General features: G+C 36.4%; 17 protein-coding genes. 13 read left to right on the top strand and 4 right to left on the bottom strand.

Annotation, left to right across the window (positions count from 1 at the left end):
• Position 1: 1 nt before the first annotated feature.
• The 4 genes from HFC68_RS02350 to HFC68_RS02335 all read left to right on the top strand — a co-directional run bounded on the left by HFC68_RS02350 (position 2) and on the right by HFC68_RS02335 (position 5,212).
• Positions 2 to 346, top strand: coding sequence for a YlbF family regulator (locus HFC68_RS02350; RefSeq protein ID WP_002833772.1), 345 nt, complete (start codon positions 2 to 4; stop codon positions 344 to 346).
• 114 nt (positions 347 to 460) lie between these two features.
• Positions 461 to 1,684, top strand: coding sequence for a DNA repair exonuclease (locus HFC68_RS02345; protein WP_167399624.1), 1,224 nt, complete (start codon positions 461 to 463; stop codon positions 1,682 to 1,684).
• A complete protein-coding gene (locus HFC68_RS02340; protein WP_167399623.1) occupies positions 1,674 to 4,250 on the top strand; it encodes an AAA family ATPase in 2,577 nt (858 codons plus the stop codon). The genes HFC68_RS02345 and HFC68_RS02340 overlap by 11 nt, the downstream gene beginning before the upstream one ends.
• A gap of 14 nt (positions 4,251 to 4,264) precedes the next feature.
• Entirely contained in the window at positions 4,265 to 5,212 is a 948-nt protein-coding gene (locus tag HFC68_RS02335) for a 3'-5' exoribonuclease YhaM family protein (protein ID WP_029257856.1), read from the top strand.
• A 40-nt stretch (positions 5,213 to 5,252) separates the two neighbouring features.
• On the opposite strand, the gene HFC68_RS02330 is transcribed toward HFC68_RS02335, so the two are convergent.
• The 3 genes from HFC68_RS02330 to HFC68_RS02320 all read right to left on the bottom strand — a co-directional run bounded on the left by HFC68_RS02330 (position 5,253) and on the right by HFC68_RS02320 (position 7,046).
• Complete coding sequence (locus HFC68_RS02330; RefSeq protein WP_002833776.1) at positions 5,253 to 6,140, bottom strand: peptidylprolyl isomerase PrsA; 888 nt, start codon at positions 6,138 to 6,140, stop codon at positions 5,253 to 5,255.
• Positions 6,141 to 6,246: 106 nt separating this feature from the next.
• Positions 6,247 to 6,612 carry a hypothetical protein gene (locus tag HFC68_RS02325; RefSeq protein WP_002833777.1) on the bottom strand — a complete coding sequence of 122 codons (366 nt, stop codon included), beginning with the start codon at positions 6,610 to 6,612 and terminating at the stop codon, positions 6,247 to 6,249.
• A gap of 2 nt (positions 6,613 to 6,614) precedes the next feature.
• Positions 6,615 to 7,046: an HIT family protein gene (locus HFC68_RS02320; RefSeq protein ID WP_023440240.1), complete on the bottom strand. Its 432-nt coding sequence runs from the start codon at positions 7,044 to 7,046 to the stop codon at positions 6,615 to 6,617.
• A 137-nt stretch (positions 7,047 to 7,183) separates the two neighbouring features.
• On the opposite strand from HFC68_RS02320, the gene HFC68_RS02315 reads away from it, so the two are divergent.
• The 3 genes from HFC68_RS02315 to trmB are packed head-to-tail and all read left to right on the top strand — an operon-like array spanning position 7,184 to position 9,767.
• Positions 7,184 to 7,921, top strand: a complete 738-nt coding sequence (locus HFC68_RS02315; RefSeq protein ID WP_002833779.1) for an ABC transporter ATP-binding protein — start codon at positions 7,184 to 7,186, stop codon at positions 7,919 to 7,921.
• Positions 7,914 to 9,113, top strand: coding sequence for an ABC transporter permease (locus HFC68_RS02310; protein ID WP_167399622.1), 1,200 nt, complete (start codon positions 7,914 to 7,916; stop codon positions 9,111 to 9,113). Before HFC68_RS02315 ends, HFC68_RS02310 begins: the two co-directional genes overlap by 8 nt.
• A 15-nt stretch (positions 9,114 to 9,128) precedes the next feature.
• Entirely contained in the window at positions 9,129 to 9,767 is a 639-nt protein-coding gene (gene trmB / locus HFC68_RS02305; RefSeq protein WP_011673202.1) for a tRNA (guanosine(46)-N7)-methyltransferase TrmB, read from the top strand.
• Positions 9,768 to 9,823: 56 nt separating this feature from the next.
• Here trmB and HFC68_RS02300 read toward each other — a convergent pair whose 3' ends face one another.
• Positions 9,824 to 10,150: a PepSY domain-containing protein gene (locus HFC68_RS02300; RefSeq protein ID WP_011673203.1), complete on the bottom strand. Its 327-nt coding sequence runs from the start codon at positions 10,148 to 10,150 to the stop codon at positions 9,824 to 9,826.
• Between the two features lie 82 nt (positions 10,151 to 10,232).
• On the opposite strand from HFC68_RS02300, the gene ytpR reads away from it, so the two are divergent.
• The 6 genes from ytpR to mutM all read left to right on the top strand — a co-directional run bounded on the left by ytpR (position 10,233) and on the right by mutM (position 18,551).
• Positions 10,233 to 10,865 carry a YtpR family tRNA-binding protein gene (gene ytpR / locus HFC68_RS02295; RefSeq protein ID WP_167399621.1) on the top strand — a complete coding sequence of 211 codons (633 nt, stop codon included), beginning with the start codon at positions 10,233 to 10,235 and terminating at the stop codon, positions 10,863 to 10,865.
• 13 nt (positions 10,866 to 10,878) lie between these two features.
• On the top strand, positions 10,879 to 12,795 hold the full coding sequence (locus tag HFC68_RS02290; protein WP_167399620.1) for a DNA translocase FtsK: 1,917 nt from the start codon (positions 10,879 to 10,881) through the stop codon (positions 12,793 to 12,795).
• Between the two features lie 41 nt (positions 12,796 to 12,836).
• Positions 12,837 to 14,147, top strand: a complete 1,311-nt coding sequence (gene murC / locus HFC68_RS02285) for a UDP-N-acetylmuramate--L-alanine ligase (protein ID WP_167399619.1) — start codon at positions 12,837 to 12,839, stop codon at positions 14,145 to 14,147.
• Between the two features lie 102 nt (positions 14,148 to 14,249).
• Entirely contained in the window at positions 14,250 to 14,948 is a 699-nt protein-coding gene (locus tag HFC68_RS02280) for a Bax inhibitor-1/YccA family protein (RefSeq protein WP_167399618.1), read from the top strand.
• A gap of 99 nt (positions 14,949 to 15,047) precedes the next feature.
• Positions 15,048 to 17,711: a DNA polymerase I gene (gene polA, locus HFC68_RS02275; RefSeq protein ID WP_167399617.1), complete on the top strand. Its 2,664-nt coding sequence runs from the start codon at positions 15,048 to 15,050 to the stop codon at positions 17,709 to 17,711.
• Positions 17,712 to 17,723: 12 nt separating this feature from the next.
• On the top strand, positions 17,724 to 18,551 hold the full coding sequence (mutM, locus tag HFC68_RS02270) for a bifunctional DNA-formamidopyrimidine glycosylase/DNA-(apurinic or apyrimidinic site) lyase (RefSeq protein ID WP_023440248.1): 828 nt from the start codon (positions 17,724 to 17,726) through the stop codon (positions 18,549 to 18,551).
• The last annotated feature ends 1 nt before the right edge of the window (position 18,552 follow it).

The following is an 18,552-nucleotide window of genomic DNA, read 5'->3' as shown; positions in this document are numbered from 1 at the left end:
TATGGCTGTAAACATTTATGATACTGCAAACCAAATGGAACAAGAAATTCGCCAAACAAGTGAGTATAAGAGCTTGCAAGAAGCTTTTGCTGAAGTACGAAAAGATGAACATGCTAGTGCGTTGTATAGCAAATTTCAGGATGTTCAGAGTAATCTTCAACAAAAACAAATGAACGGTGAAGAACTAACCGAAGAAGAAATCAAAAATGTTCATGAAATTGCAGATCAAATTGAAAAAGTAGATTTGATTAAGGATTTAATGGATAAAGAACGTAATATGAACCAATTATTTAGCGATGTTAGTCAAATCATCGTTAAACCAATCCAAGAATTATACAAAAACTAATTAATTGCACGTGACAATCTTTTTGTTATGACGCTGTGCTATAAAAAATTGGGACTGTAAGACAAAAAATGTCGCAGTCCCATTTTTTAGTTTCTGGGAAAGTAGAGGAAAAATATGAAATTTATTCATGCGGCTGATATCCATTTAGGGAGTCCGTTTCAAGGATTAAAAAATATTCCGGCTAACATCCGTAAACGCGTGGTTAGTTCGACCGGAGTGGCCATGAAAAACTTGGTTCAGGTAGCCATTGAAAATACAGTGGACTTTGTCTGCATTGCGGGGGATTTATTTGATAATCCGGAACCGGATTTGGAAACTTTAAACCTTGCCATCGATCAACTAGAAATTTTAAATGCTGCAAATATCCCAGTATTTCTAAGTTATGGAAATCATGATTATCTTAATGCTAAAATACCTGGAGCAATTTTTCCGGATAATGTAAGTATTTTTGGAGAAGAAGTTGAAACCAAACAAATAACATTGGTAGATGGCTCAACGGTGGATATAACAGGCTTTAGTTATAATAAACGCGCAGAAATTAATGCTCGGATTGAGGAATATCCTAGTAAAAGTAATCAAGCTGATTTTCAAATTGGAATGTTGCATGGAAGTATGGACGGTCTAAAATCGAGCGAAGCCCACTACGCACCTTTTACAATTTCACAATTGTTAGCTAAAAACTATGACTATTGGGCATTAGGGCATATTCATAAGCGACAAACTTTAAATGATATGCCGGTCATTGCCTATGCGGGAAATACTCAGGGACGTCATATTAATGAACCTGGACCCCGTGGGATAAGTCTAGTTACCATTAACCAACAAAAGCAAACTGACGTCCAATTCTTAAGAACCGATGTTGTAGAATGGACTAATGTAGCAGTTCAAGCGCAAAAAGGGATGGATTTACAACAAATTATTTCAGCGATCATTCAAGCGGTCGAACCTTTAGCAGCGCAACAACTTAAATTAGTTAATATTAACCTACAGAATAGTAATGTTTTAACACCAGAAATTTTAGATGAACTTACCAGCGGAATTGTTTTAACTCAAATTCAAAAACAGTTAGACCAAGAGGTATTTTGGGTTTATCGAATTTCTTTGAAGGTTAATAATAATATTCGGATTTTTTCAGAATTAGACCAAGCATACTGGGAAAAAGCGACCGCCAATGTTTTTAACGAAAAAAAAGTTCAAGAAAAGCTCGGCAGGTTAATGGAACTTGATTTTATAGCAGAAACCTATGGAAATGATTTAGAACTTAACCCGTTGAAAGACCAAGTTGAACTAATGTTGAAACAACGGAATGCTCTTGGAGACGAACGCGATGAAAATTAATAAGATTGAGATTTATGGATTTGGAAAATGGAATAACGTTATTTTCGATTTGAAACAAGATTTGCAAGTTTTTTATGGTTTGAATGAAGCTGGTAAATCAACGCTAAGACAATTTATTTATAGTATTCTATTTGGTTTTGCTGGTGGTCGTGGTAATCATAAGTATTTACAATATGTACCTAAAAAAGCACAAGGTGCAGCAGGGTACGGTGGCAATTTGGTAGTAGAATATCAAGGAAAAACTTACCAAATCGAGCGAATTAAAGGTAAAAATGGTGGGAAAGTAAATGTTAAAAATATGGATGATGGACTCGAAATGAATCCAGAATTTTTAACAGAGATGCTTGGCCCCATTGACCAAAATGCTTACGAACGGTTGCTGGGATTTAACCAGAGTGATTTGGACGACTTCAATGATTTAGGCAACCGGGATGATTTACGAAGACATATTCTGCGAATGGGCGCAGTCGGAAGTGATGAGTGGATTAAGCTCGAAAACGACTTAAAAAAGGAAGCGGATAAGCTTCATACTGCCAGTTCTCGAAAACGAGACCTAGATCTTAAAATCAAGCAATATAAAGAAGCTGTTGATCAGCTTCAAGCTGATAAGGCCAAACTACCAGATTATCAGGTAACGAAAGACTTAGAAGAAGCCAGTCAACAAAAGTTGCAGCAAGTTCGGTCGGAGATTGCAAAATTAAATACTAAAATTACTGAAACCAATAATTTGATTAATACGTGGCCTACATATTCAGAAACATTGGATTTAAAGCAAAAGCTGCAAGATATCCCCGAAGCATACTTGAATTTAGATTTGAATCAGTTGGAAGTTTTAGCCAACCAGATACGTGAAAATCAGAATGAACTTCGTAATTTACAAAGTCAGCTAGAGGATTTACCAAATGAGAAAAACAATGTAATTGATATAACTAAATTAGACGAACTACAAAGTAAGCTCCCAGAAGTAAAATTGAATTATGGTCAGTTAGAGGACTTGAAACATAGATTCAATCGATTGAACCAACAACTTGAAGAAATTCAAGCGCAGTATCAAGTTGACCTTGGTAACCTTAAACCCATGCCAGAAGGTCAATTTGTTGAATTAAAGGACTTATTGTTAAAGCAGAAACGTAAGAATGCGGATATTAATCAACTTAAAACACAAATGTTAGAAACTACGGGAAGTCGTTCAACGCATACGAATTCTAATTCCAATATAGTAATTGGCGCAGCCGCGGTACTGGTCGTAATTGATTTTTTAATCCCATTAAACTGGTTATTTAAGTTGATCTTGCTAGCAATAATTATTGGTGGTGGATATGGTTTAACCCATGCTAAATCAGCAGACAACGTTACACCTAATGAAGAGAATTTAGAAGATGTTTTGAAGCGGGATGAAACCGAAGCTGAGCAAATTAAAACTGCAATCAAGCAAATTGGTGATAAAACAAGCTTTAACGCATTTCCAGTGGAAGATTGGGTAGCATTACAATCTAACTTATTGAACTATCAGCATTTGGTTAGTGAAATGAGCGAATTAAAGGGACACTTAACCCAAATCGAAGAACAGCTTGGCACTTTTTGGGAATTCAGCGATGGAATTCTCCCAGTGGATGAACATCGAAAAGAAGCTCTACAAACTCTGATCGATCAGGTAAATGGAATGGTTGAGCAAGATCGAAAGCAACAAAGTATCAGCCAACAGCGTCAATTACTTAATAAGAGTGTGGCAGAACGGCGCGCTGAGTTAGATAAATTGCGAATTCAATTTAAACAGCTTAATGGACCTGAAATTAATGCTGATTTTGATGATTGGCTTAAGCAAGTTAGATCAGCCCAACATTTAAATTTAAGATTAAATACTTTATTAGAATCTAACCAAGTTAAGTTTTTTGACCAACTACAACAATATGCAGATTTAACAAAATTGCAGCAACTTCAAAACGAACAGGAACAAAAGCTAGCCGAGTTTAAACAAGCTGAGCAAGATATTTTAGACCAACGTGCTAATCAACTAGGTGAACTTACGGGCCTTAAGAGTAGGGTAGACATCCTAGCTGAACAACAGTTACTATCAGAACAAGAAACTGAAATTAAAGATTTGGTTTCAGAATGGTTAACTTTACAGCTAGGTGCTGAATGGGTCGATCAAACACTAGGGGTGGCAACTAAGGGACGTTTACCGGTGATCCTTGATAAGGCAAATGAGTACTTTAGACAGATAACTAATCAACGCTACCAAAAAATCGAATTTGATAAAGATGATATGATTAATGTAACGGATGAAGCTGGAAACGTATTTGAAATTGGTGAGCTGTCGAAAGGTACAATGGAACAACTTTATATTTCAATTCGGTTTGCCTTTATGCAAGCTTTTGCGGATACGGTAAGATTACCAATTATCATTGACGATGCTTTTGTAGCGTTCGATGATGTTCGTTTACGACAAGCCTTTAGTTTATTAAACAAAATTGCAGAACAAACTCAAGTTATTTATTTTTCTGCCAAGAAAGAAGTTTACGACTTAATTGATGACCAAAAAATTATTAATTTAAATGAAAAATAAAAGGGGGAGATATTTTGACGAAAAAAATAACCGAATTTCAAAATGATGAAGAAATGGAATTATTTGTCTTAATCAAATCTGCGGAAAAGCGGGTGACCAAAGCTGGAAAAGATTTTATTTCGATGAAGTTTCAAGATCGATCTGGAGACATTCACGGAAATTACTGGGATGCTAAGGAAGAAGATTTTAAAAATTTCCAACCTGGGCGAGTAGTTCTTCTAAGAGGAAAAAGAGAAACTTATAAGAATGCTCCACAAGTAAAGATTATGGCGATGCGTTTAGCTACCGATGAGGAACCAAACGATCCTACTGCTTATACTGAAAAAGGACCGGTTTCAGCTGAAAAATTGCGAGAAGAATTTACACAATTGATGTTTGAAATCAACAATCCAGATTGGAATCGAGTGGTTAGATATTTATTGAAGAAGTATGACCGCGAATTTTTCAGTTTTCCAGCAGCTAAAACTAACCATCATGCTTTTGAGGGTGGTTTGGCTTTCCACACACTTTCAATTGTTAATTTAGCTAAGTCGGTTGCTGCTCAATATGAACAAGTAGATCAATCTTTATTAATTGCGGGAGCCATCCTGCATGATCTAGGTAAAACGATTGAATTATCAGGGCCCATTGCAACTCAGTATACGGTTGAAGGCAATTTGTTAGGGCACATTGTCATTGTCGACGAGGAAATTGTGGAAGCAGCTAAGGATTTAAAAATTGATCCGAGTTCTGAATCAATGGTGGTATTAAGACATATGATTGTTGCTCATCATGGTTTGAAAGAATATGGTTCACCAGTTGAACCGCACATGCTGGAAGCAGTTATTTTACACGCATTGGACGAACTTGATGCTGAAATTCAAATGGTATCTGGAGCTTTGAAAAATACACAACCTGGAGCTTTCAGTGAACGAATTTTTGGTATGGATGGACGTAATTTTTATAAACCAGAAAGCAAATAAAAAAGATGAACGAGAAATCGTTCATCTTTTTTATTTAGCATTATTTAGTACTTGAGCTAGCAGAGCTACCAAGGTAATCGTCAAGAACATTCTTAAGGTCTTTGTCCTTAATAGTTACGTTACCCTTCTTAAGAACTTTAGTGATTACACTACGTAAGGTTGTGCTATCGCTCATATCTGCATTCCAGATACGTTCTTTAAGTTCTTTAGTATGGTCAGACATCTTACCCTTAGATGGTTTGTTAATCATCTTAATCACTTGGTAACCATATTCAGTTTTAACTGGTGTAGTTGTATATTTACCTTCATCAAGCTTGAATGCAGCTTTCTTGAAAGAAGAGTCCAGTGTTGAGTTTGTGTCATCAAAGGCAGCAATTTTACCACCCTTATTCTTAGTTGAAGAATCAGTTGAATATTGCTTAGCAAGTTTAGTGAAATCTCCACCATCGTTAAGCTTCTTGATAACATCTTCAGCAGTTGATTTCTTAGAAACTAAAATCTGAGCCACTGTAACCTTTGGTTCATAAGATTTCCATTCTTTCTTAAGGTCTGCATTTGAAATCTTATCGTTAGCTTTAACGGCTTCTTTCAATAGCAGGTTAGAACGAATCTGAGTCTTCAAAGAAGAAGTTGTCATACCATTAGATGAAAGGATGCTCTTAAATGATGATCCATATTGATCCTTGTATGAGTTGTATTGCTTAGTAACCGTCTTTTTAGAAACTTTATCACCATATTGTTTTTCTAAAACTTTGTTGACGATCATTTCTTGAAGAACTTGCTTACCACTAGTGGTGTTCTTCAAGCTGCTGTAGTATTCGTCTTGAGTGATTTTACCACCCGATGTTGTAGCAACCGTCTTATTTCCACACGCTGCTAAGGTAAATGCCATTGCAATACTGGCAAAACCAATTAAAACTTTTTTCATTACAATCTACACATCCTAACAATTTAATTTGTTAAATACAAAACCTATCATACCATACCTAAATGGATGATAATAAAACAACTTTAATCTTTAGAAAAAGTTTTAATCATTTTCTTTTTTTATCCAAGATTTGGTCTTGTAAATGATCAATTTCGCTATTTATGTGTTTTTTTAGTTCATTAATTTTTTCAATGCGAGGGTCGAGTTTATATTCAAAGCGATCCACCGATTTAGTAATTTGGTTAACCGTTCGCTCGGCTTTTTTTAATTCAACTTGGAGTTGAGCCGAGTTAGCCTTTAAACTTTGAAGTGAGTCAACAAATTCACTTAAATTGGTAAAGTATTCCTTCATCGATATTTTAAAATCACGGATGAAATGGGGATGGTTAAGAAGATATTCGACACCTTTAAAACCAGCCCAAGTTCCGATGGACCACTTTAACCATGAATGCTTCTTAGTTTTTTTTGCCATAATTAATCACCTAAACGATCAGTAATCTGTTTTTGGATTTTTTGAAGTTCCTCAGAACTGTATTTATCGGTGTTATCAGTAAAGGTCATGCTGAAACCATCATCCTTGGTATAACGTGGAATCAAATGGAAGTGAGAGTGGAAGACACTCTGATAGGCTAATTCGCCGTTATTATTAACCACATTCATGGCTTTAATGTCAGGATTGCTAGCCTTGATGGCCGTCGCAATCTTAGGAATTCTGGAGAAGACGTCTGCTGCCAGCTGGGAATCATAGGCAAAAAGATCGGGAACATGTTTTTTAGGTACCACCAAAGTATGTCCAGGTGTTACTTGAGAAATATCAAGAAATGCTTTAACCACGTCATCTTCATATACAGTATAACTAGGAATATCGCCAGTAATTATTTTACAAAATACACAATTTTCATCCATTATTTCTACCTCCAATTTATAATTAATTATACATTAAAAAGGAGGGAATGTATCATCATAGCAATATGGTTAAAGACCGATATGTTATAATTTATGGAGATTTTCAAAATCTTTTTTAGACGATTGGGGATTTAAATTTGACACTATCAATTGAGCACTTAACGGGCGGTTACACACAAACGCCAGTCATAAAAGATATTAATTTTGAAGTTAAAAATGGTGAATTACTAGGATTGATTGGTCTAAATGGAGCAGGAAAATCAACTACAATCAATCATGTCATTGGATTAATGCGTCCTATGAAGGGTAAAATTATTTTAGATGAAATTGATTTGGAACAGAATCCTACTCAATATAAAACCAAGCTTGCGTATATTCCGGAATTACCTATTTTATATGATGAATTGACGTTGAAGGAACATATTGAACTAACGATTAAGGCTTACGAAATGAATTCAGAAAAAGCATGGCAGCAAGCTCATAAACTTTTAAAAACCTTTCGATTAGAGAATAAGCTAGACTGGTTCCCAGCTAATTTTTCAAAGGGGATGCGTCAAAAGGTGATGATTGTTTGTGCCTTTATTACTGACGCAGAATTATTTGTAGTCGATGAACCTTTTCTAGGGTTGGATCCGCTAGCAATTGATGACCTTTTAAAGGTGATTAATGAAAAAAAGCAACAAGGAGCTTCCATTCTAATGTCTACGCATGTCTTAGACACTGCTGAAAAGTATTGTGATCGCTTTGCTCTCTTAAATGAAGGTGAATTAAAAGCGGTTGGAACGTTAGCTGACTTTCAGAAACAATTTAATTTACCGAACTCTAGTTTAAATGATATTTATTTAACAATTGCTAAGGGTGAGCGCGATGAATGAGTTATGGAACAGTCGAACTAAGCAATATCAAAAAATGATCATGCGATATTTAAAATATGTATTGAATGATCATCTGATTTTAGCGTTGCTATTTTTCGGTGGTGGAATTGGTTTAGCATATTCGAATTGGTTAAAAGAAATCCATCCAGGAACCTGGTATATCAAACCTTTAGTTTTAATTGGAGGCGTTTTGCTAACTTTACTAGGTAACCCTGTCCTCCTACTAAAGCTGCCGGATAAAGTTTTCTTGGTTCCTAAAGAAAAAGATATTCATCAATATTTAGGGAAATCGGTCAAAAGATCATTAATCTCAGTGGTATTGCCAACTTTGATTGGTAATATTATTTTATTTCCATTATTAGCATTGGAATATCACCATGTTGAAGCGGCGGTAGCCATTACGGTTACTATTTTCTTGGGAAGTATGGCAAATGTCTTGAGAAAATATCAAACTCTATACTTTGATACCAGCCTTTCACAAATGTGGTTTCATTTGGTAGTGATGTTGATTGCTGTAGGACTAGGTGTTTGGTTTAGTCCGATGGGTGGATTAATATTAATGGCGATTAATTTGATTTTTAGAGTTGTACTTTTGAATCAGGTTTTCAAAACTAAGCGGTTTAACTGGAATCATGCAATTGACTTAGAGAATAGTCGAATGCAGCGCTTGTATCATTTCTTCAGCTTGTTTACCAACGTCAAGCAGGTTAGTGCAGAAGTTAAACGTCGAAAATATGCGGATGGCTTGGTTCATATTTTATCTGGGAAACCAACCTTGTTTACTTATTTATATCCTAGAATAATGATTCGGAGCGGTAATCAAGGGAGTTTGATGTTACGTCTATTACTATTAGGGATGGTTATTGAAGGTTATAGTCAACAGATTCCATTAAAGGTAATTGTTGGTGGACTAACAATCTATTTAATGGTTATCCAAATGATAGACATTTATCGTCCCGTTCACGAAAATGTATTTATTAAGATCTATCCTGTTAGCCCAGATGCAGCAGAAAAAGACTTGTTATCTGTTATGAAAAGAATCATACTTATAAGCGCGATATTTTTAACATTAATTGGACTGATAAGTAACTTATCATGGAACTTTTTAGTTGCATCGGTGGTAACACAGGGGATTGTTGCAGTGATTTTACTCAAGTGGTTCATACCACGTTATATAAAAAAATTAAATTAAATTTAAGAGGTAATTATGCGAGTTAGAAATAAACCATGGGCACCGGAGTTAATCGAGGCTCATCCAGAAAAGATTGTTGAAAAGGGCCAAGCGTTCAAGGGTCAATGGAACCAGCGGTTTGAAAAAGAACAACCAATTTTTATTGAAGTAGGAACGGGTAAGGGTCAATTCATTATTAATATGGCCAAAAAATATCCTCAATACAATTTTATTGGAATTGAAATTCAAAAAACTGTAATTGCCATTGCTTTAAAAAATGCTTTGGAGGAAGAAATTCCCAATTTGCAATTCTTATATGCTGATGGCGCTGAACTTACGGATTATTTTGAAGATGGTGAGGTTTCCAAAGTTTTTCTTAACTTTTCAGACCCATGGCCTAAAACACGTCATGAAAAACGCCGGTTAACCTTTAAGACTTTCTTGAAAGTTTATGAACAAATTTTAGTTAAAAATGGGGAAGTTGAATTTAAAACGGATAATCAAGGATTATTCGAATATTCACTTTACAGCCTTAATAACTATGGAATGACTTTTGAAGGCGTTTGGTTAGACTTACACAATAGTGAAGAAAACGAAGATAACGTTGAAACTGAATATGAACATAAATTCAGTGCTAAAGGCCAACCAATTTACAAATTAAAAGCACATTTCTAAAGTGAAAAATAAAAAGAGTCTGAGGATTTTTCCTCAGACTCTCTATTAGTTTGCTATTATCGACGATAAATATCGATAATGGTACCAGTATAGGCATCTGCGATAAATTCGTACTGAATAAGTTCATTGTTTTCGTACTTGGTGATTCCACCATAATAAACTGAAGCTTTAAGGCCATAACGATTAAGAGGAGACGGCTTTGATTCAATCCAAGCGCCCTCAATGGGGCCATCGTCTTCAAAAGAACGTCGTACCCGAGCTAAGGCAGATTGTGGTCTTACTTTACGGTGTTCCTTGATTTGATATGTAACTAATGAACCCAGTGCAAAAGTTCCGATTGCGGTAAGCGTTAAACCGAGTAATGCAGATGATTTAGATGACATGAAACCACTTCCTTTTCTACTAATTCTAACATTAGTAAGAAGGTTTTGAGAATTAAAAAGTATATATTTTAAGGAGAAAATAATGTTAATTGCTAGTTATAATAAAGAAACCATGGGAGATATCCTAATTACGATGATTCGTCCAGATGCTGAGGAAGCAAAAATTGAACAAAAAGGCTCCGTAGTTCGAATTGCCGATGCTAAAACAAATGAAACCACCGGTTTTAATTTCTTAAATGTTAGCGAAATTTTTGAAATCAATGGTAAGGGTCCCATTACTTTGACTCAAGAACAAGTAAAGCAACTTAATGCCACATTATCTGCTAATGGTTTTGAAGCTGAATTAGTAGCAGATGAACGTCCAAAATTTGTCATGGGTTACGTGAAATCAACTAAACCACATCCAGATTCAGATCATTTGTTAATCACTGAAACTGAGGTGGACAATGGTGAAACTTTGCAAATCGTTAGTGGTTCACCTAATATGACCGACAATATCAAGGTAGTAGTAGCTAAGGTGGGAGCAATCATGCCAGATGGAATGATTATTTGGCCAGGCGAACTTCGTGGCGTTGAAAGTAATGGAATGATTTCCTCTGGAAGAGAATTGCATTTAAATAATGCACCTCAGAAGAAGGGAGCATTAATTTTACCAGATGATTTCGTTGTAGGTGAAGCATTTGATTTTGAAAAAGGTAATCATATCTTTGATTAAAGAAGGGATTTAGATGGTTAAATATGATGGGCCTGCTTTTTTTCGAAAAAAAGGCGTAGATTTTAATAATCCAAGTTTAAATATTCAAGAAGACCAAACTTCGAAGTTAAAAAATGAGGATTTTACCCCTGCTATTAAACGGCGTAAACAGGTTCCAGAGACCATTTCCCAAGCAAAATTATCGCAGGCGGTAGATCCCATCCAACCAACGTTGGCTAAAGATACACCTGAACCAACTAAACAAGTGGTAGAGAAAACTGAGCATCGACAGCCTCGTTTTAGAATGCCCCGTACAAAATATGAGGCACCGAAACGTCCAGCAAAGGTTATGCATGAAATTAAGCATCGACACCAGCTTGAGAAAAGTCATCATGAACTTGATGAAAATATTACACCGGTGATAGAAAAAAACGTACCGAAAACGATGGTTGAAAAAGCTGTCCCAATTGAAAATAATAATCACTTTGAAGAGCAACCGCTGGAAGAAAATCCAAGGCAGCCATTTGAACGAAGTGAAACTAATGAATTCGGGTATCAATTTCCAAGTTTGAATTTATTACCTAATCCAGTAATTGACACTGATAATACGGACGAGTGGGTTAATGATCAAATTCAAAGATTGAATGATGCCTTATTAGCGTTTGATGTTGATGCTGAGGTTGTAAATTGGACTGTGGGTCCAACGGTAACTCAATTTGAAATTGAACTCGGTCGAGGAGTTAAAGTCAATAAAATCACGAATCTAACGGATGATTTAAAGCTGCAGTTAGCGGCTAAGGATATTCGAATTGAGGCTCCAATTCCTGGTAAAAATACCGTGGGGATTGAAGTACCTAATTTGCATCCTCGACCAGTGCCTTTAAGTGAAATTATTAGTTCAGATAAGTTTAAAGCAAGTGAGTCACCATTAACCGTGGCTTTGGGAGTTGATTTGTTTGGTCAACCTCAAACTTATGATCTTCGCAAGATGCCGCATGGTCTGATTGCTGGTGCCACTGGTTCTGGTAAAAGTGTTTTTATTAACAGCGTTTTGGTGTCGTTGTTATACAAAGCGACTCCCCAAGAGTTGAAACTACTATTAATTGATCCCAAGACGGTTGAGTTAGCGCCATACAATGGACTGCCACATTTGCTTGCTCCAGTTATTTCAGATCCTAAGGCCGCATCGGCTTCTTTAAAATGGGTTACCAAAGAGATGGATGAGCGTTATGAAAGACTGGCGGCTGCAGGTGCTCGCAATATTGAGCAATATAATAAAAAGGCCGAAAAGGCCCAAGATTACGCCAATAAGATGCCGTACATTGTAGTTATTATTGATGAATTAGCTGATTTAATGATGGTTTCTTCTTCAGAAGTACAGGATTACATTGTACGAATTACGCAAAAAGCACGAGCAGCTGGGATTCATTTATTGATTGCAACCCAGCGACCTAGCGTGGACGTAGTAACCGGATTGATTAAAAATAACATTCCAACAAGGGTAGCGTTTATGGTATCTAGTCAAGTCGATTCAAGAACAATCTTGGATCATTCAGGGGCAGAGCGACTCTTAGGAAGAGGAGATATGCTGTTCCTTGGAAATGGAAAGAGTAATCCGGTTCGTCTACAAGGGGCCTTTATTGATGAAGAAATCGATGACATTACTGATTTTGTCCGAGCACAGGCTGCGCCACAATATGCTTTCAATCCTAATGAGTTGAAAGTCCAAAGTGAAGAGTTGGATAGCGAAGACGAATTAATGGATGATGTACTTGAATTCTTAGCGGATGAGGAAACTATCTCAACATCTAAATTACAGAGAATGTTTTCAATTGGATACAACCGAGCAGCAACCATTATGGATCAACTTGAGGCTTCAGGATATATTTCGGAAGCTCGTGGTTCAAAACCACGGGAAGTTTTTTATGATGGAAACAATAACGAAGTGTAGTGTGGTAAACTAAAAACAATTTAATTATAGGAGTGGTAAAGGTGGATAAAGATTCAACTTATTATTTTATCGGTATTAAGGGGTCAGGGATGAGTTCCCTAGCACTTATTTTGCATGACGAGGGATACAAAGTAGAAGGATCAGATATTGAGCAATATACCTTTACACAAAAGGGCTTAGAAGCTGCTGGGATTAAGATATTATCTTTTGATCCGGCCAACCTACGTGAAGGCTTGACGGTGATTGCTGGAAATGCATTTACTGACGAACATCCTGAAATTAAAAAAGCTAGAGCAATGGGTCTAAAAGTAATTCGTTACCATGAACTTCTGGGACAAATGCTAGACAAATATACTAGTATTGGTGTTGCAGGAACGCATGGTAAGACTAGTACAACAGGATTGCTTGCTCACGTTTTAAGTGGTTTAGACAAGACTAGTTATTTAATTGGTGATGGAACCGGTAAGGGTATTCCAGATGCACGATTCTTTGTTTTTGAAGCTGACGAATATCGTCGTCATTTTATTGCATACCATCCAGACTATATGATTATGACTAACGTCGATTTTGATCATCCAGATTATTATAAGGATCTCGCCGATGTTGAAAGTGCCTTCCAGCAGGTTGCCGATCAAGTTCATAAGGGAATCTTTGCTTGGGGCGAAGATGAAAGTCTTCGTAAAATCAATACATCTGTTCCAGTTTACTATTATGGAACTAAGGAAAATGATGACTTCCAAGCTACCAATATTAGTCGAACAACCATGGGTTCTGAATTTGATGTAATCCATAAGGGTGAAAAGTTAGGTAGATTTACAATTAACCTTTTTGGTGAACACAATGTGCTAAATTCCTTGGCTGTAATCGCAGTAGCATACTTTGAAAAAGTTGATTTGGACCTAGTTCAAAAAGAACTTTTAACTTATCAAGGTGTTAAACGTCGTTTCTCTAAGGAAGCAGTTGCTGATAATATTTTAATTGATGATTATGCACATCATCCATCTGAAATTAAGGCGACATTAGATGCAGCTCGCCAAGAATTTCCTGATAAAAAAATTGTTGCTGTTTTCCAACCACATACTTACTCAAGAACTGCCGCTTTGATGGATGGCTTCGCTAAGAGTTTAAGCTTAGCTGATCAAGTTGTTTTAACTGAAATTTTTGGTTCTGCACGTGAAGACGCCGGGGCTGTTTCATCGCAAGACTTAGCAGATAAGATTGGTAATAATACTAAATTAATTCATCAAGACGATTTATCGGCTATTAGCGATTTACACGATGCAGTATTGGTCTTCATGGGGGCCGGAGATATTCCTAAGTACGAAAATGCTTATAAGGCATTATTTAAATAATTTATTAAGTTTTGATTTGTTTGACTAATTTTGACCTATAACATTAGCCATTTGGGTAGCTTCTTGTTACAATGTGGTAAATAATCGAATGGGGGAATTAGATTGGATCAAAGACCAAATGTTATTAATACAGAAATAGGATTAAATCGATTTCTAACAAAGATGTACGGGTGGATGGCAGCTGCTGTAGCCTTCTCTGGAGTGATTGCTTACCTGGGAGCCACAATCTGGCGACCAGCTGTAATGACTTTCCTTTCTCAAGGAAGGATGAGTATCTGGGTAATTTTTATTGCTTTGTTCTTGTTTATGATTTTTGGACAAAAGGCGGCCTTACAGAATCCAACGGTTAGTTTCTTAATGCTATTTGCCTTTTCGGCATTCTTTGGAATTACGTTGTCGAGTGTCTTTATGCTTTATAGTACCGCTACTATTGCGGGGGCATTTTTCTCAGCAGCATCGGTTTTCATTGTAATGAGTGTGATGGGAGTAACCACAAAGCGTGATCTATCAAGGATAGGTAACCATTTAATTGCGGCATTGATTGCGATGGTGGTAGTTTCAGTGATTAATTTATTCTTCCTTCACAGTTCAGCCGTAACTTTCTTCTTCTCAATTATTGGAATTGTGATTTTTGCGGGTTTGTCAATGTATGATACTGCAACTATGAAACGTCTTTACCTGAACTATGGTGACCAAGTTTCTGAGACTGGACTTGCAATCCAAGGGGCATTTAGTCTATATCTAGACTTTATTAACCTCTTCCAATACTTCTTAACTATTTTTGGATGGAATCGAGACTAAATAAAAATTTTATAAATACAAATAAACCGAAGGTCAATCTTTTTCACGTTGACCTTCGGTTTTTGGTATCATTAAAGAGGATAGAAAACGGAGGAAATTATGGCAAAAGATAAACTTTTATTGATTGATGGAAATAGTATTGCTTTTCGGTCTTTTTTTGCGTTACATAATTCTTTAAGTAAATTTGTAAATAAAAATGGATTACATACTAATGCAATCTTTGGTTTCAACAAAATGTTAGATAGTATTTTAGAACAATACCAGCCGACAGCGGCCTTGGTGGCCTTCGATGCTGGTAAAACCACTTTTAGAAATGGAAAATTTGATAATTATAAAGGTGGTCGGTCTAAAACACCACCTGAACTATCAGAGCAAATGCCTTATTTACGTGAATTACTTACAGGATATGGAATAAAATCTTACGAGCTTCCTAATTATGAAGCTGATGACATTATTGGAACGCTTGCTAAAGAAGCTGAAGCCCAAGATTATGCGGTAGTTGTGGTTACGGGAGATCGTGACTTAACCCAATTGAGTAGCGAAAAAACAATCGTCGCCGTTACGAAAAAAGGGGTAAGCGAAGTAGAAGAGTACACACCAGCATATGTCGAAGAAAAATTAGGCGTAACACCTAAACAAATTATTGACATTAAAGGCTTAGCTGGAGACACATCGGATAATTATCCTGGGGTAACTAAAGTTGGTGAAAAGACGGCCATTAAGTTGTTAAAACAATTTGATTCATTGGAGAATTTGTATGAGCATCTTGATGAATTAAAACCTAGCAAGATGAAGGAGCATTTGATTGAAGATCGAGACAATGCTTTCATGTCAAAAGATCTAGCAACTATTAGACGGGATGCACCGATAGAAATTAGTCTCGATGATGTGCAGTATGTCGGTATTAACGAAGAAAATTTGAGAGAATTTTACCACCAAATGAACTTTAAGTCCTTTTTAAGTAAATTAGATCAAACGGCAACTCAAGATGGAGTTGAGGCCGTGAAAAAAGAGGTTATTTTTAACGTTTTAAATAAGGACAACGTGGAACAACTCCAATCATTAAAGGGTGAAATTGATTTTTATTTGGAAATGTTGGACAAAAACTATCATTTGTCTGATTTTACGGGATTTGTGATCGGAAATGCCGATAACATTTGGGTTAGTGATGATGTAGAACTGTTGAACAATTCAAAAATCAAAGCTATTTTGGAAGATCCCAAAATTAAGATAAATGTATTTGATAGTAAGCGGACGTATGTTGGCTTACATCGACTAGGGATTAAGCTAACGGCGGTTAACTTTGATATATTGCTTCAATCGTATTTGTTAGATACTAATGATAATTCTAATGACCTAGGTCAACTTGCTCATGAGCATGATTACGATGCGATTGATACAGACGATGATGTTTATGGCAAAGGCGCTAAGCGTGCGGTTCCAGAGCAAACAGAATTGTTTAACCACCTTGCACGTAAATTAGCAGCTATTAACTTTTTAGGTAAACAATTGGACCAAGAATTAGTAAAAAATGAACAAAATAATTTATATTGGGATATTGAATTACCACTCGCAATTGTATTAGCCAAGATGGAAATTAGCGGTATTAAAGTTGACCGCAACCGCTTAAATCAAATGCAAAGCGAGTTTACTGAACGCTTAAGTGAAATTGAAACCAATATTTACAACGAAGCGGGAGAGGAATTTAATCTTAATTCGCCCAAGCAACTCGGAGTAGTGCTGTTTGAAAAGTTAAAATTACCAATCATTAAGAAAACTAAAACAGGGTATTCAACTGCGGTAGACGTCTTAGAGAAATTACAAGGCGAGTCACCAATTATTGATAATATTTTGAACTACCGTACGCTTTCAAAAATTAAATCAACTTATGTTGATGGGCTTTTAAAAGTAATTCATACGACTGATGAAAAAGTGCATACAACCTATGTACAAACTTTGACCCAAACGGGCCGACTATCTTCCATTGACCCTAATTTACAAAATATTCCGGTGCGCATTGAAGAGGGTAGGAAGATTCGCCAAGCCTTTGTTCCAGCTCGTGAAGGGTGGCATATTTTATCATCGGATTACTCACAAATTGAATTACGTGTATTAGCACATATTACAGGTGATCAGAATTTACAGGAAGCATTTAAAAATGGCGAAGATATTCATGCTACAACTGCAGTTAAAATATTTGGATTAAAGGATGCTAGCGAGGTAACTCCTAATATCCGACGTCAAGCTAAAGCAGTTAATTTTGGAATTGTGTATGGTATCAGTGACTATGGTTTGTCCCAAAACATTGGAATTTCTAGGAAAGATGCCAAGAAATTTATCGAAACATACTTTAAGGAATTTCCTGGTGTAAAAAAATATATTGATGAATCAGTTCAGTTAGCTAAAGAACAAGGCTACGTAGAAACAATTGCGCACCGTCGACGTTACTTACCAGACATTAATTCGTCTAGCTTTAATTTACGTTCATTTGCGGAAAGAACCGCTATGAATACGCCTATTCAAGGTAGTGCTGCTGATATTATTAAGATTGCGATGATCGATATGCAAAATGAATTAGAAAAGCGTAACTTGAAGAGTAGAATGTTACTCCAAGTGCATGATGAATTGATTTTTGAAGTTCCGGATGAAGAAATGACGTTAATGAAAGAATTAGTACCGAAGGTTATGGACTCAGCAGTTAAATTGGATGTTCCACTTAAAGTTGGAGCAGCTTGGGGAAATACGTGGTACGACGCTAAATAACGGGGGAGAAGTATGCCTGAATTACCAGAAGTTGAAACAGTTCGTAGAGGCCTAGCAGCCTTAGTTGAAGGAAAAATAGTTACTAATGTTGTAGTACGTTATTCAAAAATGGTCTCACCAAAAGCGGAAATTTTTGCAGAAGAACTAGAGGGTAAAAAAATTCTTAATGTTCGACGACGCGGCAAATATCTATTAATTGATTTTAGTGGAGATTACACGATGGTTTCTCATCTTCGCATGGAGGGTAAATACTCTGTAGTTGATCGTCATGAAGAGTATGGCAAACATGATCACGTTATTTTCGAGCTTGATGATGGAAAAGATCTTCGGTACAACGACACTAGAAAATTCGGTAGGATGAATTTGGTACCCACGGGTGAGGAATTACAAGTGGGCGGTTTAAAAACGATTGGACCAGAACCAACGCCTGAGACCCTTACCTTAGAATATTTAACCCATCAGCTACGGAATCGAAAACGTGGAATGAAAAGTTTTCTATTGGATCAGTCCATGATTGCTGGTTTAGGCAATATCTACGCTGATGAAGTATTGTGGCTAAGCAAAATTCATCCTCAGCAGATTTCTAATACTTTAACTGATGAAGAAATTGCAATTTTGCGTGAATCAATTTTTGAAGAGTTGCAATTGGCGATTGAAGCTAAAGGAACGACGGTTTTTTCTTATTTGAATGCGGATGGTCATGCGGGAAGTTTTCAAAACCAGTTGCATGTATACCATCGCCAAGGTTTGCCGTGTCAGCGATGCGGGACACCCATTGAACGGATTAAAGTGGCACAACGTGGGACCCATTTTTGCCCCCATTGCCAAGTTTTGAGGTAGT

It is taken from the genome of Pediococcus sp. EKM201D (genome assembly GCF_011800215.1).
Taxonomy (GTDB): domain Bacteria; phylum Bacillota; class Bacilli; order Lactobacillales; family Lactobacillaceae; genus Pediococcus; species Pediococcus pentosaceus.
This window is presented reverse-complemented; position numbering and strand designations above follow the sequence as displayed.